Annotated in this window: 20 protein-coding genes; 19 read left to right on the top strand and 1 reads right to left on the bottom strand. The window is 62.6% G+C overall.

Annotated elements, in window-relative coordinates; genetic code table 11:
- Window positions 1–285 precede the first annotated feature (285 nt).
- From PH586_RS01450 to PH586_RS01375, 16 genes are all read left to right on the top strand, one after another.
- On the top strand, window positions 286–1,311 hold the full coding sequence (locus PH586_RS01450; protein WP_271345994.1) for an ABC transporter substrate-binding protein: 1,026 nt from the start codon (window positions 286–288) through the stop codon (window positions 1,309–1,311).
- A gap of 1 nt (window position 1,312) precedes the next feature.
- Complete coding sequence (locus PH586_RS01445) at window positions 1,313–2,227, top strand: ABC transporter permease (protein WP_408636725.1); 915 nt, start codon at window positions 1,313–1,315, stop codon at window positions 2,225–2,227.
- Window positions 2,228–2,233: 6 nt separating this feature from the next.
- Window positions 2,234–3,043, top strand: coding sequence for an ABC transporter permease (locus tag PH586_RS01440; protein WP_271345993.1), 810 nt, complete (start codon window positions 2,234–2,236; stop codon window positions 3,041–3,043).
- 17 nt (window positions 3,044–3,060) lie between these two features.
- On the top strand, window positions 3,061–4,215 hold the full coding sequence (locus PH586_RS01435) for an ABC transporter ATP-binding protein (RefSeq protein WP_271345992.1): 1,155 nt from the start codon (window positions 3,061–3,063) through the stop codon (window positions 4,213–4,215).
- A 485-nt stretch (window positions 4,216–4,700) separates the two neighbouring features.
- A complete protein-coding gene (locus PH586_RS01430; protein ID WP_271345991.1) occupies window positions 4,701–5,186 on the top strand; it encodes a flavin reductase family protein in 486 nt (161 codons plus the stop codon).
- A 319-nt stretch (window positions 5,187–5,505) separates the two neighbouring features.
- Window positions 5,506–6,549: an LLM class flavin-dependent oxidoreductase gene (locus tag PH586_RS01425; RefSeq protein ID WP_271345990.1), complete on the top strand. Its 1,044-nt coding sequence runs from the start codon at window positions 5,506–5,508 to the stop codon at window positions 6,547–6,549.
- A 67-nt stretch (window positions 6,550–6,616) separates the two neighbouring features.
- A complete protein-coding gene (locus tag PH586_RS01420) occupies window positions 6,617–6,772 on the top strand; it encodes a hypothetical protein (RefSeq protein WP_271345989.1) in 156 nt (51 codons plus the stop codon).
- Between the two features lie 144 nt (window positions 6,773–6,916).
- Complete coding sequence (locus PH586_RS01415) at window positions 6,917–7,591, top strand: cysteine hydrolase family protein (protein WP_271345988.1); 675 nt, start codon at window positions 6,917–6,919, stop codon at window positions 7,589–7,591.
- A gap of 5 nt (window positions 7,592–7,596) precedes the next feature.
- Complete coding sequence (locus PH586_RS01410; RefSeq protein ID WP_271345987.1) at window positions 7,597–8,961, top strand: purine-cytosine permease family protein; 1,365 nt, start codon at window positions 7,597–7,599, stop codon at window positions 8,959–8,961.
- 336 nt (window positions 8,962–9,297) lie between these two features.
- Window positions 9,298–10,314, top strand: a complete 1,017-nt coding sequence (locus PH586_RS01405) for an ABC transporter substrate-binding protein (RefSeq protein ID WP_271345986.1) — start codon at window positions 9,298–9,300, stop codon at window positions 10,312–10,314.
- A 129-nt stretch (window positions 10,315–10,443) separates the two neighbouring features.
- Window positions 10,444–10,749 carry a nucleotide pyrophosphohydrolase gene (locus PH586_RS01400; protein ID WP_271345985.1) on the top strand — a complete coding sequence of 102 codons (306 nt, stop codon included), beginning with the start codon at window positions 10,444–10,446 and terminating at the stop codon, window positions 10,747–10,749.
- A complete protein-coding gene (locus tag PH586_RS01395) occupies window positions 10,746–11,495 on the top strand; it encodes a methyltransferase (protein WP_271345983.1) in 750 nt (249 codons plus the stop codon). Before PH586_RS01400 ends, PH586_RS01395 begins: the two co-directional genes overlap by 4 nt.
- A 12-nt stretch (window positions 11,496–11,507) precedes the next feature.
- Window positions 11,508–12,104 carry a DUF4136 domain-containing protein gene (locus tag PH586_RS01390; protein WP_271345982.1) on the top strand — a complete coding sequence of 199 codons (597 nt, stop codon included), beginning with the start codon at window positions 11,508–11,510 and terminating at the stop codon, window positions 12,102–12,104.
- Window positions 12,105–12,170: 66 nt separating this feature from the next.
- A complete protein-coding gene (locus tag PH586_RS01385) occupies window positions 12,171–12,734 on the top strand; it encodes a DUF4136 domain-containing protein (protein WP_271345981.1) in 564 nt (187 codons plus the stop codon).
- A 129-nt stretch (window positions 12,735–12,863) separates the two neighbouring features.
- On the top strand, window positions 12,864–13,373 hold the full coding sequence (locus PH586_RS01380; RefSeq protein ID WP_271345980.1) for a GNAT family N-acetyltransferase: 510 nt from the start codon (window positions 12,864–12,866) through the stop codon (window positions 13,371–13,373).
- 59 nt (window positions 13,374–13,432) lie between these two features.
- Entirely contained in the window at window positions 13,433–13,882 is a 450-nt protein-coding gene (locus tag PH586_RS01375; RefSeq protein WP_271345979.1) for a DMT family transporter, read from the top strand.
- Between the two features lie 13 nt (window positions 13,883–13,895).
- Here the strand turns inward: PH586_RS01375 and PH586_RS01370 are convergent, their stop codons facing one another.
- Window positions 13,896–14,828 (bottom strand): SdiA-regulated domain-containing protein, encoded by a 933-nt coding sequence (locus PH586_RS01370; RefSeq protein WP_271345978.1) that lies wholly within the window; start codon window positions 14,826–14,828, stop codon window positions 13,896–13,898.
- Window positions 14,829–15,300: 472 nt separating this feature from the next.
- Between PH586_RS01370 and PH586_RS01365 the strand changes: the two genes are divergently transcribed.
- From PH586_RS01365 to PH586_RS01355, 3 genes are all read left to right on the top strand, one after another.
- Window positions 15,301–16,803, top strand: a complete 1,503-nt coding sequence (locus PH586_RS01365; protein ID WP_271345977.1) for a SulP family inorganic anion transporter — start codon at window positions 15,301–15,303, stop codon at window positions 16,801–16,803.
- A gap of 13 nt (window positions 16,804–16,816) precedes the next feature.
- Window positions 16,817–17,668, top strand: a complete 852-nt coding sequence (locus PH586_RS01360; RefSeq protein ID WP_271345976.1) for a universal stress protein — start codon at window positions 16,817–16,819, stop codon at window positions 17,666–17,668.
- Window positions 17,669–18,054: 386 nt separating this feature from the next.
- On the top strand, window positions 18,055–19,176 hold the full coding sequence (locus tag PH586_RS01355; protein WP_271345975.1) for a GGDEF domain-containing protein: 1,122 nt from the start codon (window positions 18,055–18,057) through the stop codon (window positions 19,174–19,176).
- The last annotated feature ends 33 nt before the right edge of the window (window positions 19,177–19,209 follow it).

Raw genomic sequence — 19,209 nt, 5'->3', positions numbered from 1 at the left:
CCATCTCAGCCGCAACCCCAACCGCAAATCAGCCCCACGCTCAATGCAGTGCTTGCCCTCTCTGGTGATGATTAGTCGACGACCATCAGTCGCTCAATCTGCTCGCCACGACCCAGCAGTCACGCAAGGCTTGCAGATATCTTGGAATACCATAATATGATATTCCATAGGCCGGCCATTCCAGTGGACGATCTAGGTACGTTGGCAGACCCCGAGCCACAACATACCCAGCTTTACTTTCATACATAGCAACTCGACAACAACTACAAACTCGAGGAATACAGCATGTTGCAGAGTAACCCCATCACCGCCACCCTCGCCGCCCTGGCTCTAGTGGCAAGCGCCAGCACTGCTTTCGCCGCCGAGAGCCTGAACTTCGTCAGCTGGGGCGGCAGCACCCAGGACGCGCAGAAGCAGGCCTGGGCAGAACCCTTCACTGAAGCCAGTGGTATCCGCGTGGTGCAGGACGGCCCGACTGACTACGGCAAGCTCAAGGCCATGGTCGAAAGCGGCAACGTGCAGTGGGACGTGGTCGACGTCGAGGCCGATTTCGCCCTGCGCGCCGCCAGCGAGGGTCTGCTCGAACCGCTGGACTTCGGCGTGATTAAGCGTGAGACGATCGATCCGCGCTTCGTCTCCGACCACGGCGTCGGCTCCTTCTACTTCTCCTTCGTGCTCGGCTACAACCAAGGTAAGGTCGGCGCCAGCGCCCCGCAGGACTGGACCGCGCTGTTCGACACTGCCACCTACCCCGGCAAACGCGCGCTGTACAAATGGGCCAGCCCCGGCGTGCTGGAACTGGCTCTGCTCGCCGATGGCGTCGCGGCCGACAAGCTCTATCCGCTGGACCTGGAACGCGCCTTCAAGAAGCTCGACAGCATCAAGCAGGACATCGTCTGGTGGGGCGGCGGCGCGCAGTCGCAGCAGCTGCTGGCCTCAGGTGAAGTCAGCCTCGGTCAGTTCTGGAATGGCCGCGTCTATGCCCTGCAGCAGGACGGCGCGCCGGTTGGGGTGAGCTGGAAGCAGAATCTGGTCATGGCCGACTTCCTGGTCATCCCCAAGGGTGCGAAGAACAAGGACGCCGCCATGAAGTTCCTGGCCAACGCCAGCAGCGCCAAGGGCCAGGCCGACTTCGCCAACCTCACCGCCTACGCGCCGGTCAACGTCGGCAGTGTCGAGCAGCTGAATGCCGACCTGGCGCCGAGCTTGCCGACCGCCCACGTCAAGGATCAGGTCAACCTCGACTACGCCTACTGGGCCAAGCATGGCGAAGCCATCTCCGCCCAGTGGAACGAGTGGCTGGTCAAATAACATGACTAGCGCCCAGTCCAGTCAATCGACCCACGTTGCCGGCGCCGCTTCGCGCGCCGCCGGCATGGCGAACAGTTCCAAGGCACAGCGCTGGCGGGGGTTCTCCAACTTGCTGCCAGCCTTGCTGTTCCTCGGCCTGTTCTTCCTCGCGCCACTGATCGGTTTGCTCATGCGCGGTGTACTGGAACCCAGCCTGGGACTGGGCAACTACGAACAACTGTTCGCCAACTCGGCCTACACCCGTGTGCTGCTTAATACCTTCTCAGTGGCCGGCCTCGTCACGGTGATCAGCCTGCTGCTGGGCTTTCCCCTAGCCTGGGCGATCACCCTGGTGCCGCGCGGCTGGGGCCGTTGGCTGCTGAACATCGTGCTGCTGTCGATGTGGACCAGCCTGCTGGCGCGCACCTACTCCTGGCTGGTGCTACTGCAGGCCTCCGGGGTGATCAACAAGGCGCTGATGGCGATGGGCATCATCGACCAGCCGCTGGAGATGGTGCACAACCTCACCGGCGTGGTGATCGGCATGAGCTACATCATGATCCCGTTCATCGTCCTGCCGCTGCAGGCGACCATGCAGGCCATTGACCCGATGGTGTTGCAGGCTGGGGCCATCTGCGGCGCCAGCCCGTGGCGCAATTTCTTCCAGGTGTTCCTGCCACTGTGCCGCCCCGGCTTGTTCTCCGGCGGGCTGATGGTCTTCGTCATGTCCCTCGGTTACTACGTGACCCCGGCGCTGCTCGGCGGCGCGCAGAACATGATGCTGCCGGAGTTCATCATTCAGCAGGTGCAATCCTTCCTCAACTGGGGTATCGCCAGTGCCGCAGCCGCGTTGCTGATAGGCATCACCCTGGTGCTGTTCTACTTCTACCTTAAGCTCCAGCCGGAATCCCCGGTCGGCGCCAGCAATGCGAGGTAACCGAGCATGTTGCTGACACCCAATGCCATGGGGCCGCGCCTGCGCATCGGCCTCTACCTGACCACCGGGCTGATCGCCCTGTTTCTGCTGCTGCCGATTGTGTTCATCGTGCTGCTATCGTTCGGCTCCTCGCAGTGGCTGGTGTTCCCGCCGCCGGGCTGGACGCTGAAATGGTATGAACAGTTCTTCTCCAACCCGGAGTGGATGGCCTCGGTGCTGACCAGTTTAAAGGTCGCGGTGCTGACCACCCTGTGCGCTGTCGCCCTCGGCCTACCGACCGCTTTTGCCCTGGTGCGCGGGCGTTTTCCGGGACGCGAACTGCTCTACGGCTTGTTCACCCTGCCGATGATCGTGCCCCTGGTGATCATCGCGGTGGCGGTTTATGCGCTGTTTCTCAAGCTGGGTTACACCGGCACGCTGTTTTCCTTCGTAGTCAGCCACGTGATAGTCGCGCTGCCGTTCACCATCATCTCGATCATCAACTCGCTGAAGCTGTTCGATCAGTCGATCGAGGATGCCGCGGTGATCTGCGGCGCCTCGCGCATGCAGGCGGTGTACAAGGTGACCTTTCCAGCGATCCGTCCGGGCATGGTTGCCGGCGCCCTATTCGCCTTCCTGGTGTCGTGGGACGAGGTGGTGCTCAGCGTGATGATGGCCAGCCCGACCCTGCAGACTCTGCCCGTGAAAATGTGGACCACCCTCCGCCAGGACCTGACCCCAGTGATCGCCGTCGCCTCGACGCTACTGATCGGCCTGTCCGTCCTAATAATGGTGATCGCCGCTGCTCTGCGCCGGCGTAATGAAGTCAGCGCCTGAGCGCCGAGGAGAACGACATGAGTGCCGTGATCAAAAATTCCGCCCAAGCCAATCAACAACCCCTGGTCAGCCTGCGCAACCTGAACAAGTACTACGGCGACTTCGCCGCCGTGGACAACATCTCGCTGGACATCAAGGAAGGAGAGTTCCTCACCTTCCTCGGCTCCAGCGGCTCTGGCAAGAGCACCACCTTGTCGATGCTCGCCGGCTTCGAGACGCCCACTTCCGGGGAAATCCTGGTCGAGGGTAACTCGCTGATCAAGGTGCCGCCTCACAAGCGCGACATCGGCATGGTGTTCCAGCGCTACTCGCTGTTCCCGCACCTGTCGGTACGCGACAACATTGCCTTTCCGCTGACCCTGCGCAAAATGCAAGCCGCCGAGCGCGAACGCCAGGTCGACGCCATGCTCAAGCTGGTGCAACTGGATGACTTCGCCCATCGCCGCCCGGCCCAGCTGTCCGGCGGCCAGCAACAACGGGTGGCGATTGCCCGGGCACTGGTCTACGAACCGCGCATCCTGCTGATGGACGAACCGCTCGGCGCCCTGGACAAGAAGCTGCGCGAGGAGCTGCAGGACGAACTGCGCCACCTGCACCGGCGCCTCGGCATCACCATCGTCTACGTGACTCACGACCAGGAAGAAGCGATGCGCCTGTCGCAGCGCATCGCCATCTTCAGTCACGGCAAGATCGTCGGCCTGGGCAGTGGCTACGACCTCTACCAGAACCCGCCGAACGCCTTCGTCGCCGCCTTCCTCGGCAACTCCAATTTCCTAAGGGTCAAGGCCCTGGGCGACGCCGCCGCGCAGTTCGAGAGCCAGTCCCTGGCCATGCGCCCGACCCCAGGCCTGCAAGCCGCGCAGGACCTGCTGCTGATGGTGCGCCCGGAAAAAGCCCAGGCTCTGACCAGCCAACAGGCGCTGCAGGAGCCCCTGGCGCCCGGCTGGAACGAGATCGGCGCCACAGTCAACGAAGTGGTGTTCCTCGGCGAAAGCCTGACCTACAACGTGGTCACCGCCGGCGGCACGTCGCTCACGGTCAAGGCCCTGTCCGGCAATCTGCTGCCGCTGCATGCCGGCGCCGAGGTGCGCGTACGCTGGGCCGCGGCCGATGCCTGCGTGTACAGCGAATGGAGCGAGAACGACCTGAGCAAGACGGCCGGTGCGCACTGAGCCCTGACGCAATACAGGCAACCCCTTGCTCTTCCGCATGAAGACAAGGGGTTTTGTTTTGTAAGGGACTGGTTAAACGCTGAGTCGAATCGTGTTGCAGGACCGGTTAGCTACGCAGCCGCGCAACCCAGCAATGCACCCGCGACGAACACCGCCTGCAACAGTGCCGCCCAACCTTGGCAAATCCAGCCGTAGCCGCTGGTGAACAGCAGTCAGGAATTTGCTCATGGCGCAAACGCCACCATGCTGCCGCTCGTGTCATGCCCCATTACCCGCTCGCGAAACCGCAAACAAACCCGCCCAGCAAAACGCTCTCCAAGGACAGCTACGCCTGTCGGCAACTATTCAGCCCACTAAAAAAGCGCTTGCATAGCCAATATTACGGTATACCATCAGACACAAGCTCGCCGTCATTCTTGCCGGACAGCCCTACTTCCATTCCACAGCGCTGCCGGTCGCAGCCATGCTCTGCAGAGGTGTTCCAGATGATCGATGCAAATGCCTATAAACAAGTCATGGGCTCTTTCCCCTCCGGCGTGACCGTGATCACCACCCTGGACGATAACGGTGACATCGTCGGCATGACCGCCAGTGCGTTCAGTTCGCTGTCGATGGACCCGCCGTTGGTGCTGTTCTGCCCCAACTACAGCTCCGATTCCTACCCAGCACTGATCAAGAGCAAGCGTTTCGCCATACATTTGTTGTCGGCCGAGCAGCAGAGCGAGGCTTATGCCTTCGCCCGCAAGGGCAGCGACAAGGCGCAGGGTATCGAGTGGAGCCTCAGCGAGCTGGGCAACCCGGTACTGCGCAATGCCACGGCGATCATCGAGTGCGAGCTTTGGCGTGAATATGAAGGCGGCGACCACGCCATTCTGGTTGGCGCGGTAAAGAACCTGATCGTGCCGGAGCTGGAAGTGATGCCGATGGTCTATTGCCGCGGCAAGATGGGCGCCCTGCAAGCTTTCGCTTAATCGCCCCCGCCGCAGGTATCCAGCAAGCCCTGCGCAATGCCGTACTGCCTCAGGCGGACGGGAAAGTCGACCTGCTGGAGGATGCCTTCGCGGGGTTTTGCCACGCTGCCCGTCCTCTATTCTTACGAACAGCAGGCGCGGGTGGAAAAATCTTGCAGATATCCCATATTATGGTATACCAATAACACGCGGTACATGGAGCCCTCACACTGGCCTCCCAGCAGTCGCGACAGGATCACACCGATGTAGCGCAGTGCGCTCTTCACACAGCGGCCAGCCTAGCGCCGAGATCAACACACCAAGCTTCGAGGTAAGCGTCATGAAATTTTCTTTGTTCGTGCACATGGAGCGCTACGACGAGCAGATCAGCCATCGTCAACTGTTCGAGAATCTCACCGAGTTGACCCTGATGGCCGAGGCCGGCGGCTTCAGCACCGTATGGATCGGCGAGCACCACGCGATGGAATACACCATCTCGCCGAGCCCGATGCCGCTGCTGTCGTACCTGGCTGCCAAGACCACGACCATTCGCCTCGGCGCTGGCACCATCATCGCGCCGTTCTGGCACCCCATCCGGGTGGCCGGCGAATGCGCCCTGCTCGACGTGATCAGCAACGGCCGCATGGAAGTGGGTTTGGCTCGCGGTGCCTACCAGTACGAGTTCGACCGCATGGCCGGCGGCATGCCGGCTTCCTCCGGCGGCCAGCATCTGCGCGAGATGGTTCCAGTAGTCAAGGCGCTGTGGCAGGGCGACTACGCCCACGATGGCGAGATCTGGAAGTTCCCCACTGCCACCTCCTCACCCAAGCCGATCCAGCAACCGGGCCCGCCCCTGTGGATCGCCGCACGCGACCCCGACTCGCACAATTTCGCGGTCAAGCACGGCTGCAATGTGATGGTCACCCCGCTGATGAAGGGCGACGAAGAAGTGGTCGACCTGATGAACAAGTTCGAAACCGCCCTAGCCAACAACCCTGAGGTGCCGCGCCCGCAACTGATGGTGCTGCGCCATACTCACGTGCACAGTAGCGACGACCCCGAGGGCTGGAAGGTCGGCGCTACGGCCATCTCGCGCTTCTACCGCACCTTCGACGCCTGGTTCGGCAACAAGCAGACCCCGGTCAATGGCTTGCTGGCGCCAAGCCCAGAAGAGAAGTTCAAGGAACGCCCGGAGTTCGAGTTGGAAAACATCCACAAGAACACCATGATCGGCACCCCAGAAGAAATCATCACGCGGATCAAGCATTATCAGGAACTGGGCGTCGATGAGTTCAGTTTCTGGGCCGATAACGGCCTGTCTCACGCCGAGAAGAAGAAGTCCCTAGAACTGTTCATCAAGCACGTAGTACCAGCTTTCCGCTGAGTCATCGCGTTACGCGGCCGGATCGGGCGATTCGGCCGCGCATTTCATAAATCTGGTTGACAGCCCCATGAACCAAGGCCTGATCACCTGCAACGTCCAACCACTGCCCGGAGCCGCCATGGCTTACCTGCGCGGCAAGTGGACTCCTGGGCATATTCAGCTCAAGCGCCTGCGCGCCTCTGTCTCGGCCAAGCAAAATGGCTTCTGGCAACTAGCCGACTGAGCAACTCCTCCCCCGCTGAATTCACCTGGCAGCCAGCTCGATCACACGAGCTCCCAGTCGTGGCATCCGTGCATCCGTGCATCCGTGCATCAACGGCACCATGACGCGAGCCGCCAGTTTTCTGCACAAAAATAAGAGTTGCCCATGAAAAACGATATTGCCTACCTGATCATCGACATGCAGCAGGAGAATGGCTTCCACCTGCTCGACTTCGAGGCCGTGATCGACAATAGCGTCGCGTTGATTGCTGCTGCGCGCTTCGCCGACATTCCGCTGATCTACACCCGACACGTGAACAACGCCGACGCATCCAACTTACCGCCCGGTGAGCCACTGGACAGTAGCGGACGCCCGGTAAGCTATTGCGCCGGCACCCGCCAGGTGGAAATCCTTCCGCGTTTGGCGCCTCAAGCTGACGACCGCGTGATAGATAAACCCCGCTACAGTGCCTTCCACGCCACCGAACTGGATGCACAGCTGAAGCACCTCGGGGTTAACCGCCTGATGATCTCCGGGGTACTCACTGATGCATGCGTGCTCGCCACGGTGCTCGATGCCTTTGCCCTGGGCTATCGAATCGACCTGATCGTCGATGCCTGCACTTCAACCACGAGTGCGGCGCACTACTCCTCACTGCTGATCATGGCCAACTGGGTCTATGCCATCGAACTGTTCAGTTGTGAGCAGTACCTGCATGCCTTGCGCGGGGAGGCCTTCAGTTCCTGCAAGCCAACCGCTCCAGACTTCTTCTCCCATCAAGCCGACATGCTTCCGCAGGCCATCGCGCGCCTCGAAGCCAGCCTTCAGGCACAGGAGTGACCATCATGAATGTCGAAAAACGCAGCATCGATTTCATTCCCGAGAACGAGCGCTATGGCAAGCCCGGCTCGTTGTTCTACATCTGGTTCGGCGCCAACATGAACATCACCACCATCGCCTCCGGCGTGCTGCCCGTTGTCATAGGTCTGAATCTGTTCTGGAGCGCCATAGCGATCATCCTCGGTTCCCTGATCGGTGCCATCTTCATGGCCTCGCACTCGGCGCAAGGGCCCAAGCTGGGCATCCCGCAGATGATCCAGAGCCGTGCTCAGTTCGGCGTGATCGGTGCAGTACTGCCATTGCTGTTCGTGATGCTCATCTACCTAGGCTTCTTCGTCAGTAACACCTTGCTGGCCGCCCAGGCCATCGAATCGGTCAGCCCGCTGGATGGCAATGGCAACATCTACCTGATCGGTGCGTTGTGCTTCGTCGTGGCGCTCTACGGCTACCGGCTGATTCACCGACTGCAAAAGGTGTTGTCGCTTCTATCCATCCTGGTATTCCTCATCGCCTCGGCGCTAGCCCTCGGCCTGCCGGTCCCCGCTGAGCAATGGTCACCGGCCGGTTTCTCGCTATCGAAGTTCCTGGTGGCAGTGAGCATCGCCGTCACATGGCAGCTCTCCTACGCACCTTATGTGGCCGACTACTCGCGGTACCTGCCGAGTTCAACACCAACGTCTCAGGTGTTCTGGTACAGCTATGCCGGTACCGTGACAGGTGGGGCTTGGATGATGAGCCTCGGCGCAGTACTCAGCGTGGCCATCGACGGTTTCGCCGACAACGTCGGTAGCAATCTGGCGCAGCTGTTCGGGCCTGCCGCGGTGCTGCTGTTCGTCTTCATCGTCTACGGCCAGGTGGCAATCAACGTGTTCAATCTCTACGGCGCCTTCATGTCGACGGTTACGGTGATCGAACCCTTCTCGCGCCTGAGCGTGACGCCCACCGTCCGGGGAGTGTTCATGCTCTTGATCAGCGTCATCGCCACGGCACTGTGCACCATCAGCCAAGAAAACTTCATCGACTACTTCCTCAACTTCATCTTCTTCATGAGCTACTTCCTCATTCCCTGGACTGCCATCAATCTGGTGGACTACTACCTGGTGAGGAAAGGCAACTACTGCGTGCCAGACATCTTCGACCTGAACGGTCGCTATGGACGGGTAAACCTGATGGCCTGCGGCAGCTTTGTACTGGCCATCCTGCTGGAAGTGCCGTTTATGAATACGACTCTCTATGTCGGCCCCATCGCCAATGCCCTAGATGGCATCGACCTAGCCTGGATCATCGGCCTGCTGGTTCCTGGACTGACCTATTACTTCGCGATGATGCGCAGTTCAGTGGTGAAACTCGAGCAGGAATTGTCCTCCTAAGCGGGGTCAGGGACTCCACCCCAGCGAACGCCCAGCCCTTCTTCTGCAAGCAGAAGGGTTGGGCCAAGGCTGCGAAATCACAGCGTTCAATGTCCAGCTGCGCATGCGCTTAAGAGAAGCCAGATCAGTGATGATCTGGTTTTTTGCGTTCAGCCCTACGCCAGCTAAGGCACCCGCGAAATACTTATAACTCGACAGCAAAAATAAACGGTGAGCCTATGCACGAGCACAGGCATCTTGGTATACCAATACACTGCTAATCAGGTACACCAGATACCTATAGCGCGCCACGCTAAACCATTGGACGCTCAGATAAGAACAAGCAAGGGGTTGGTTATGTTTTTCGCACGGTCGGTTGTCACTCTGCTGGGCTGTATGTGCCTGGTCACACACGTCGCTAGTGCCCAAGAAAGTCTGACGTTTGTCAGCTGGGGCGGCTCCACACAAGCGGCTCAGCAGCGAGCCTGGACGGAGCCGTTTAGCCAAGCCAGTGGGATTACCGTCAAACAGGCCGGTCCAACCGACTATGCCGCCTTCAAGGCCATGGTCGAGAGCGGCAACGTGAGCTGGGATGTGGTCGACGTCGAGCCGGACTTCGCCTTGCGCGCCGGCCGCGAAGGCCTGCTCGAACCGATGGATTTCAAGCAGGTCGCTCAGCGCAGCATCGACCCGCGCTTCGTCACGCTTTACGCCGTCGGCTCCTTCTACTTTTCCTTTGTCCTGGGTTACAACAGCGACCGTGTGCAGCAGCCCACGGCCGGCTGGAGTGCCTTGTTTGATACCCAGAACTTCCCGGGCAAGCGCTCACTCTACAAGTGGCCAAGCCCTGGGGTGCTGGAAATGGCATTGCTCGCCGACGGAGTGGCCCCTGACCAGCTGTACCCGCTGGACCTAAAGCGCGCCTTCGGCAAACTCGACAGCATCAAAGCCGATATTGTCTGGTGGGACAGCGGCGACGAGTCCCAGCGCCTGCTGAGCTCAGGCGAAATCAGCCTGGGCATGTTCTGGAACGGCCGGGTCAATGCCCTGCAGCAGAGCGGCGCACCGGTGGGCATCAGTTGGCGGCAAAATCTGGTCACAGGTGATTTTCTGGTGATCCCACGCGGCGCCAAGAACGCCGACGCGGCCAAGCGTTTCCTCGGCTTTGCCAGCAGCCCCAAGGCCCAGGCCGATCTGGCCATCCTCACCGGCTACGCACCGGTCAATCTCGAGAGCGCTGCATTGGTCCCCGCGGTTCTGGCAGAAAACCTGCCGAGCGCTCACACCGACGGCCAGGTGACGCTGGACTTCAAATACTGGAGTAAGCACGGCGAGGCCATCGCCAAGCGCTGGTACGCCTGGCAGCAACAATAAGGATCCTGGCGGCTAACCCGGTCGATAACAACTGCTGCGCGGTGCAGGGCTTGCCGCACGAATCTGCTCTGCGCCGGCTTGCACCGCTACGCGTTCCGGTCGAAGCTATACGGCTTCAAGGAGCTGCATATGAACCTCACCGAACTCACCGCCCGTCTGCACGCCATCCGCGACCGCAACGACTGGCAGCAATTCCACAGCCCGAAGAACCTGGCCATGGCCGCCAGCGTGGAGATGGCCGAGCTGGTGGAGATCTTTCAGTGGCTGAGCGAAGACCAGTCGCGCCAGCTCGCCCCGGAGCAGCTGCAACATGCCGGCCAGGAGGTCGGCGATATCGTCCTCTACCTGCTGCTGCTGTGCAGCGAACTGGGGATCGACATGGAGCAGGCGGTGCGCGCCAAGCTGGCCGACAGCGAACGGCGCTTCGCACCATGAGCGACCGGCATTTCGATGAACTGGCGACGCGCTTCGCCGAGAAGATCTACGGCGGCGCCAAGGGCGCGATTCGCCTGGCGGTACTCCAGGCCGACCTCGCCGAAGCCCTGCCGGACCGACCGCTGCGGGTGCTGGATATCGGCGCTGGCCTCGGCCACATGGCGCTGTGGCTGGCCGAGCGCGGCCACCTGGTAACCCTCGCCGAACCCGCCGAACCCATGCTCGCCGGGGCCCGCGAGCGCTTTGCCGGGGCCGGGCAGCCGGCGAGCTTTATCCAGGCACCCTGGCAGGACCTGCTCGGTCAGCTCGAGCAACCCTACGACCTGGTGGTCTGTCACGCGGTGCTGGAGTGGCTGGCCGAGCCCTCGGCCATTCTGCCCGTGCTGCACCAGCTCTGCGCGCCAGGCGGTTGGTTGTCGCTGGCCTTCTACAACAAGGACGCGCTGATCTACCGCAACCTGCTCAAGGGCCACTTCCGCAAGCTGCGCAAGGCCGAGTTCGCCGGGGAGAAACAGAGCCTGACACCGCAGCGGCCGATCGACCCGCGCGAGCTGGCGGCGCAACTCGAGGCGTCCTGGCAGGTCGAAAGTCAGAGTGGCATCCGGGTGTTCCATGACTATATGCCCCGCGAGTTCCAGCTCAAGGCCGAGCTGATCGACCTGCTGGAAATGGAGTTGGCCTACCGCCGCCACCCAAGCTTTGCCGGCCTGGGCCGCTACCTGCACTGGATCTGCCGACCACGCTGAGGGGAGGCATTGATGAACCGCATGACGCTGATGTTGTGCCTGGGCCTGGCCGCCTGCCAGAGCCACAACCCTTATACGGCGCAGTCCAACCCGCTGCCGCCGGCCCCGGCGCATGCCGCCAGCCAACCGGACCTCAGTGCCTACCCGGCGCCGGCGCGCGATTATGCACGCTACCGCAATTGGGCCTGGCGCGAGGGCCGACTACCGGCGGGCAGCGCCTGGGCCAGTTCGGCCCAAGTGCAGGAGGCGCTGAGCCATGCTCTCGATCAACGCGGCCTGCGCCCGGCCCCACCCGGCAGCGCTGGCGACCTTGAGGTCAGCACCGAGCTGCGTCTGGAGCGGCGCATTCGTCAGGTCGCCGACCGTTACGGCGGCTACTATGGTCACCATCACTACGCTGACGACTTCGGCCTGTGGGGCCGCGCGCCGCTGGTGCGCACCTACGAGGAGGAAGTGCTGGTGGTACGCATCGACCTGTTCGACGGCCAGTACGGCCAACCCGTGTGGAGCGGCAGCGCCGAAATGCCCAGCGACGGCCGCCAGGCCGGGCGCGCCGCGGCGCTGCGTGCGGCCCTGCATCGGGCCCTGGAACATTACCCGCCCAACTGATACACGACAACGGCGCTGCTCGCCCGCACCGGCGTGCAGCAAGCCAAGGCCTTCGGAGGTTAGATCATGCGCTTGCACCTGTTGCTGATTGCCGCCCTGCTCTTGCTCGGCGCCTGCCAAACCACCCAGCTCAATCGCGATTTCGACCCCAACCGCGACTTCGCAGCCTACCGCAGCTGGAGTTGGCTGGAGCCGGCCGTGCAATACAAGCCCGACGACCCGCGCCTGAAAAGCGACCTGACCGAACAACGCATCCGCAGCGCCATCGCCGACCAGCTTGACCAGCGCGGCCTGCGCGCCGCGCCCAGCGGCGCGACGGGCGCCCTCGGGGTGCGGGTCTGGTTGATCGTCGACCAGCGCCAGGATCAGGTCACCACCCAGTTCGGTGGCGCCTGGGGCAGCCCTTGGGCAGGCGGTTTCTGGGGCGGCCCGGGCTACAGCGAAACGCGCACGGTGGATTACCAGGTCGGCACCCTGCAGATCGACCTGTATGACAGCAAGGACGGCAAACTGGTCTGGCGCGGCAGCGGCCGGCAAGTCCTGCGTGACAATCAGCCGAACCCGGGCGAACGCAGTGCGGCGATTCGCGAAACCGTGGCCAAGGTACTCAGCCAATACCCACCGCATTAGCCTTACCGCTGAGCGGCCTGGCCATGACCGCAGCCGTCGTGGCGCGGCGCGGCGCGGCGGTTACAGAATAGCCTTGGCTCGGCGCCATCAAGCTCACCTAAGCCAATGCCTCACTCATCAGGACGCCCGATGAATCAGCCCGCAACGTTAAGCCACCGCCCCGCCAGCGCCGCCGACCTGAGCGCAATAGTCGCGTTCCCGCAGAGCGCCGAGGAGTTGTTCTTTGCCTACCCGAAGGCCAACTGGCCACTCAGTGTCGGCCAGTTGGCCGCGGCCATGGCCGAGCGCCGCGACAGCACCGTGGTGCTGCTGAATGGCCAAGTGGCCGGTTTCGCCAATTTTTACCAATGGCAACATGCCGACTTCTGCGCCCTCGGCAACCTGATGGTCGCGCCCTGGGCGCGCGGCCAGGGCGTGGCGAGCTACCTGCTGACGGTGATGGAGCAGCTGGCGCGCGACCACTACAAGGCCACGCGCATGCAGGTGGCCTGCTTCAATGCCAACAGCGCCGGGCTGCTGCTCTACCCCAAGCACGGCTATCAGCTCAGCGGCGTGGTCGAGCGTCGCGATGCGCACGGCGCACGGGTGGCTTTGATCCAATTCGGCAAGGCGCTGCAAGGCAACTCTCCGGCCGTCTAATCCTGACTAAACAGGCAGCTTTTACGGCATACTTGCACACCCGCGCCCTGGAGATACCCATGCCCGCCCCAATCTGGTGGTTACTCGCCCTGCCGTTCGTTGCCGGCGCCTGCCTGCCGCTGCAGGCCGGGATCAACGGCCAACTGGCCAAGCAGGTGTCCAGCACCCTCAGCGCCGCCTTGATTTCCTTCCTGGTCGGTAGCCTGGCGCTGCTGCTGATGGTCCTGGTCCAGCGCGAAGCGCCCAGCCTCGGCGCCCTCAAGGGGATGACCTGGTGGCATTGGAGCGGCGGCCTGCTCGGCGCCTTCTTCATCTTCATCGCCGCCTTCGCCGGGCCGCGTATCGGCGCCTTGCTGCTGATGACGCTGGTTCTGGTCGGCCAGCTGAGCATGGCCCTGACCCTGGATCATTTCGGCTGGGCGGGTTTTCGCGAAGTCCCGGTCAGCCCCGGCAAGATCGGCGGTTTACTGCTGATCATCGCCGGTATCTGGCTGATCAGGCGCGGTTAATCGGCCGTCGCAATCACTTGCGCTCGAATTTGTAGAACAGATTGGGTTCACTGACCAGATACAGGTTGCCGCGATCGTCCAGGGTCATGCCTTCGCCCTGCGGCACACTGTCTTGCAGGCCGGCGAAGCCGCCAAGCAACGAGCGGAAGCTGATCAGCTTGCCCTGGCCGTCCAGCTCCATCAGCAACTTCGACTCATCGCTGAGCAAGGCCAGATGGCCGGTCTGGGCGTCGTAATGCACCGCGGACAGGTCGGTGGCGAAGAGGTTCTTGACCCATTGCTCGCGGTCGATCACCTGGAGGTCGAAATCGCCTTCGATGCTCGCTTTCAGCCCACGGATTTCGTAGAGCTTGCGCGGCGACTGCTCCTTGACCACGAACAGCCGATCCCCACTGCGATCATAGCCGACGCCCTCGAAGCCCTGATTGTCGCCCGCCTCGATACCCAGGGTCAGCGCCTGGAAATCCTCGCGAAACAAGGCGCCGGGCCGCTCCGGCACCTCGACTACCACCAGCGCCTGGTTACGTTCCTCGGCCAACAACAGCAGGTCGTCACCCAGGTAGGTGATGCCCTCCACATCACTGAAACCGCTCAGCGGATAGCGCGCCAGGACCTCGCCGTCCGTGCTCAGGGCGAGCAATTCTTCCGGGTTGTTGAGCACCGCCCAGAGCTGGTCGCGGCGCTCGTCATAGGTCAACCCGGAGAGGTTATCGCTGACACCCGGCACGGCCTTGGCGTCGATCTGCACCCGGTATTTCGACAACCGCAGGCTGCGGTCTTGCCACTCGGCTGCGTGCCAGGAGGTCTGGATCCAGAAGTACAAGCGGTCATCCAGATGCAAGGTGCGCACCTGGTAAACCAGGCTCAGCAGGACCAACAGCAGCGCCCATGTCCATGGGCTCAACACAGGTAGCCGTCCGAGCCCCCGCTTGGCAGTTGACATCATCGTTGGTCACTCTCGCGTGCAGATGGGAAGAGGCAGTCTGCGCCGCGATTGTTGCAGTCCGCGCCGCTCAGCAGCGCTCGGCACGGGTGCGCACAGTTGAGAGCCCGCGCCAGCCGGCGTGCGGGTTTGATCATGCGGCGCCGGCCAAGTTCCGCCACGCACCGAAGCGCACCCGCACGCGGGGTGCGGGCAAACCCCCGTCCGTGTTAAGGTGCGCGGCCTTTTTTGCTTATGTGGATGGAGGCAGGTCGTCATGACACTGGCCCGACCATTGCGCTGGCTGCCTAAGCCGCCTTAGCGTTACGCCCCTCCTGCATCGCCTCGCCGGTTTCCCGGTCGCTCGGTTGCGCGCCCTTGCGTATCAACACGCTGTTCGGTCATGGGCTTGTTTTATTTTTACATCTGCCATTCACCTTGTCCGCCCTGCGCTTATTTCGCGCGGCAGCACAACCCAGTCCTTTGGAATTACGCCATGCTGCAAAGCCTGAGAAACACTTGGTTGTTCAACATCCGCGGCGACGTGCTCGCCGGCCTGGTGGTGGCGCTGGCGCTGATCCCCGAGGCCATCGCCTTCTCGATCATCGCCGGGGTCGACCCCAAGGTCGGCCTCTACGCCTCCTTCTGCATCGCCGTGGTGATTGCCTTCGTCGGCGGCCGGCCGGGGATGATTTCCGCCGCCACCGGGGCCATGGCCCTGCTGATGGTGACCCTGGTGAAAAACCACGGTCTGGAATACCTGCTGGCCGCCACCCTGCTCTGCGGCGCGCTGCAGATCGGCGCCGGCTACCTCAAGCTCGGCAGCCTGATGCGCTTCGTCTCGCGCTCGGTGGTCACCGGCTTCGTCAACGCCCTGGCGATCCTGATCTTCATGGCCCAGCTGCCGGAGCTGACCAACGTCAGCTGGCACGTCTACGCCATGACGGCGACGGGCCTGGGCATCATCTACCTGTTCCCCTATGTGCCGAAGATCGGCAAGGTCATTCCCTCGCCGCTGGTGTGCATCCTCTCGATGACCGCCGTGGCCATGGTCCTCGGCCTGGACATCCGCACCGTCGGCGACATGGGCGAGCTGCCGGACACCCTGCCGATCTTCCTCTGGCCGAATGTGCCGCTGACCTTCGAGACCCTGGCGATCATCTTCCCCTACGCCGCTGCCCTGGCCGTGGTCGGCCTGCTGGAGTCGATGATGACCGCGACCATCGTCGACGACCTGACCGACACCACCAGCGACAAGAACCGTGAGTGCAAGGGCCAAGGTGTGGCCAACATCGCCTCGGGCCTGCTCGGCGGCATGGCCGGTTGCGCGATGATCGGCCAGTCGGTGATCAACGTGAAATCCGGCGGTCGCGGTCGCCTGTCCTGCCTGGTGGCGGGCTCGGTGCTGTTGCTGATGGTGGTGTTTCTCAGCGACTGGGTCAGGCAGATCCCCATGGCCGCCCTGGTGGCAGTGATGATCATGGTATCGATCGGCACCTTCAGCTGGGACTCGCTGCGCAACCTCAAGCAGTACCCGCTGTCGACCAACATCGTCATGATTGCCACGGTCGTGGTGGTGGTCTTCACCCACAACCTGGCCTATGGCGTACTGGTCGGTGTGCTGCTGGCGGCCATGTTCTTCGCCAACAAGATCGGCCACTTCATGTACATCGGCTCGCAGGCCGACGACGACGGCAGCCAGCGCCGCTACAAGGTGGTCGGCCAGGTGTTCTTCAGCTCCGCCGACAAGTTCGTCGCGGCCTTCGACTTCAAGGAAGCGGTTGATAAGGTGAGCATCGACCTGTCCCGTGCGCACTTCTGGGACATCACCGCCGTCGCCGCCCTGGACAAGGTGGTGCTCAAGTTCCGCCGCGAAGGTACCGACGTCGAAGTACTGGGCCTCAACGAAGCCAGCGCCACCATCGTCGACCGCTTTGGCGTACATGACAAATCGGCCCCCGCTGGACCCGAGACCGTCGACCAACTGATGGGCCACTGACAAGGAGCACAGCATGACCCACGTAATGGCTTGTATCGATGGTTCGCAATCCGCCACCGGCGTCTGCGACTACGCCGCCTGGGCCAGCCAGCGCCTCGACGCACCGCTGTGCTTCCTGCATGTCCTGGATCAGGTGCAGTACCCGCAGCAGAGCGACCTCAGCGGCACCATCGGCCTGGGCAGCCGCGAACACCTGCTGGCAGAACTGGCGGCGCTCGACGAAAAGCGCGGCAAGCTGGCCCTGGAGCAGGGCCATCACCAGCTCGAAGCGGCCAAGGCCCGGGCCATCGCCGCTGGCGTGAGCAACCCGCAACTGCGCCAACGGCACGGCGACCTGGTGGAGAGCCTCGGCGAATTGCAGGCGGACATCCGCCTGCTGGTGATCGGCCGTCAGGGCGAAACCAGCGCCAACCTCAGCCAACTGGTCGGCAGCCACCTGGAGAACGTCATCCGCACCCTGCAGCGGCCGATCCTGGTCAGCGGCGGCGAGTTCAAGGCGCCACAGAGCTACCTGTTCGCCTATGACGGCAGTGCCACCGCGCGCAAAGGCATCGAGATGATTGCCGCCAGCCCACTACTAAAGGGCCTGCCGTGTCACCTGCTGATGGTCGGCGCCGATACCGGCGACGCCTGGGAACAACTCAAGTCCGCCGAACGCGTGCTGCAGGGTTCGGCCAGCGAAGTGCACCTGGCAATCCGCGCCGGCGAAATCGAACCGACCCTGCACGCCTACCAGAGCGAACAGGGTATCGACCTGCTGGTCATGGGCGCCTATGGTCACTCGCGAATTCGCCAGTTCCTGGTCGGCAGCACCACCAGCCACCTGCTGCGCACCAGTGTCAGCCCGCTGCTGATCCTGCGCTGAGTTGCCTGCTGCACCCGGTGGGTGCCAGATGGGCGATGCACCGGCTGTCGAACAGCTGCGTCGCCTGTGCGACAACGCCTGGATCAGCTGCAACGGCTGATCCAGGACCAGCAATCCCGCAAGCAGGCAGTCGAACCGGATCAGAGCAAGGTCTGCCGCCTGTCGTCCATACTGCGCAGCAAAAAACCAAGCTCGATGCCACGAGCGCGCGCAGCATCCGCGCATCTGCCTGCAATGCCGCGACTACCGCGGGTCGGCTGCACGCATGGAAACAGACCTGCCAGGTTAATGTGTATCGGCGTGACAGCACGCGTGATGGCAAAGTGGCACTCCAGGCCCGACTGCCGCATTATGGCTGGGCCCAGCGTTTTTTGTGATCGCACACTATGAGCACCGCCGAAGTACCCCGTGACCCCCAGGCCTTTGTCCTCTGGCGTGAAGCCCAGGACACCCGAACCCGTACCCGCCTGGGCGGTATCTACTACCTGCTGGCATGGTTGTTGACCTGGCTGTTCAGCGACAATCCGACCGAGTTGCTGGCATGGGGAGTCGCCGGAGTCGGCTTGTTCGCCCTGCTGTTCGCGCTGCGCCTGCTCCATCGCCTGCCCGCGCAGCAGACGCCGCAAGCACTGCGCTCCTGGCTCGACCGTCATTGGGGCTTGGTTCTGCTGACCGCGCTGTCCTGGGGACTGGTGCATGCCTGGGCCCTCAACGAGCCAGTATTCGCCAGCTCCTGGCTGATCGCCACCCTGAGCACCATCGCCTTCAGCACGGCGATATCCTTCAATTTCTCGATGCGCAAGGGCCGCGCCATTGCCGCCCTGCTCCTGCTCTATCTACCCGGCCTGATCGCCCTGACCCTGAATTGGCATGAACAGCATGCGATCCTGATCACCCTGGCCTTCTACTTGAGCTACCTGGTCCTGGCGCTCAACCGCAGCCACCGCGAGTACCACAACACCCTGGCGCTCGAACTCGAACTGCTGGAACAACAGCAAAGCCTGGAACGACTCAGCCGCACCGACAGCCTGACCCAACTGGGCAACCGCTATCTGTTCAACAGCCTGTTCCCGGTGATGGTCGCCAACGCCAAACGCCAGAGCGAGCCGATGTCGCTGGTGCTGCTGGACATCGACTTCTTCAAGCGCGTCAACGACGAACATGGCCATGCCTGCGGGGACACCTGCCTCAGCGCCTTTGCCGAACGCATGCGCCAGGTATTCCGCCGTGGCAGTGATGCCCTGCTGCGCCTGGGGGGGGAGGAGTTCGGCGTACTGATGCCCAATACCACGCTGGAACAAGCCTGCCTGCTGGCAGAGAGCTTTCGCCTGGAACTGACCCAACATGGCTTCGATGTGCAGGGCAACAGCCTGCCATTGACCGCCAGCCTCGGCGTCGGCAGTTTCGATCCGCAGCACGACGACAGCGCCGAAGCCTTCTTCAAGCGCGTCGACGATGCGCTCTACAAGGCCAAGGAGGCGGGCCGCAACCGCCTGGTCCAGGCTTGAACAGCAGCGATGCCGACCGGCTACGCTCATCAG

Source organism: Pseudomonas aestuarii (assembly GCF_027988105.1).
GTDB lineage: Bacteria > Pseudomonadota > Gammaproteobacteria > Pseudomonadales > Pseudomonadaceae > Aquipseudomonas > Aquipseudomonas aestuarii.
The sequence above is the reverse complement of the archived record's forward strand: the minus strand, read 5'-3'. Positions and strand labels throughout refer to the sequence as shown.

Coding starts and splice junctions, on each gene's coding strand:
- PH586_RS01360 (WP_271345976.1), top strand. CDS start 16,817: ATGACCCACGTAATGGCTTGTATCGATGGTTCGCAATCCGCCACCGGC.
- PH586_RS01400 (WP_271345985.1), top strand. CDS start 10,444: ATGAACCTCACCGAACTCACCGCCCGTCTGCACGCCATCCGCGACCGC.
- PH586_RS01405 (WP_271345986.1), top strand. CDS start 9,298: ATGTTTTTCGCACGGTCGGTTGTCACTCTGCTGGGCTGTATGTGCCTG.
- PH586_RS01440 (WP_271345993.1), top strand. CDS start 2,234: ATGTTGCTGACACCCAATGCCATGGGGCCGCGCCTGCGCATCGGCCTC.
- PH586_RS01375 (WP_271345979.1), top strand. CDS start 13,433: ATGCCCGCCCCAATCTGGTGGTTACTCGCCCTGCCGTTCGTTGCCGGC.
- PH586_RS01380 (WP_271345980.1), top strand. CDS start 12,864: ATGAATCAGCCCGCAACGTTAAGCCACCGCCCCGCCAGCGCCGCCGAC.
- PH586_RS01420 (WP_271345989.1), top strand. CDS start 6,617: ATGAACCAAGGCCTGATCACCTGCAACGTCCAACCACTGCCCGGAGCC.
- PH586_RS01390 (WP_271345982.1), top strand. CDS start 11,508: ATGAACCGCATGACGCTGATGTTGTGCCTGGGCCTGGCCGCCTGCCAG.
- PH586_RS01425 (WP_271345990.1), top strand. CDS start 5,506: ATGAAATTTTCTTTGTTCGTGCACATGGAGCGCTACGACGAGCAGATC.
- PH586_RS01430 (WP_271345991.1), top strand. CDS start 4,701: ATGATCGATGCAAATGCCTATAAACAAGTCATGGGCTCTTTCCCCTCC.
- PH586_RS01410 (WP_271345987.1), top strand. CDS start 7,597: ATGAATGTCGAAAAACGCAGCATCGATTTCATTCCCGAGAACGAGCGC.
- PH586_RS01370 (WP_271345978.1), bottom strand. CDS start 14,828: ATGATGTCAACTGCCAAGCGGGGGCTCGGACGGCTACCTGTGTTGAGC.
- PH586_RS01365 (WP_271345977.1), top strand. CDS start 15,301: ATGCTGCAAAGCCTGAGAAACACTTGGTTGTTCAACATCCGCGGCGAC.
- PH586_RS01395 (WP_271345983.1), top strand. CDS start 10,746: ATGAGCGACCGGCATTTCGATGAACTGGCGACGCGCTTCGCCGAGAAG.
- PH586_RS01445 (WP_408636725.1), top strand. CDS start 1,313: ATGACTAGCGCCCAGTCCAGTCAATCGACCCACGTTGCCGGCGCCGCT.
- PH586_RS01385 (WP_271345981.1), top strand. CDS start 12,171: ATGCGCTTGCACCTGTTGCTGATTGCCGCCCTGCTCTTGCTCGGCGCC.
- PH586_RS01450 (WP_271345994.1), top strand. CDS start 286: ATGTTGCAGAGTAACCCCATCACCGCCACCCTCGCCGCCCTGGCTCTA.
- PH586_RS01415 (WP_271345988.1), top strand. CDS start 6,917: ATGAAAAACGATATTGCCTACCTGATCATCGACATGCAGCAGGAGAAT.
- PH586_RS01435 (WP_271345992.1), top strand. CDS start 3,061: ATGAGTGCCGTGATCAAAAATTCCGCCCAAGCCAATCAACAACCCCTG.
- PH586_RS01355 (WP_271345975.1), top strand. CDS start 18,055: ATGAGCACCGCCGAAGTACCCCGTGACCCCCAGGCCTTTGTCCTCTGG.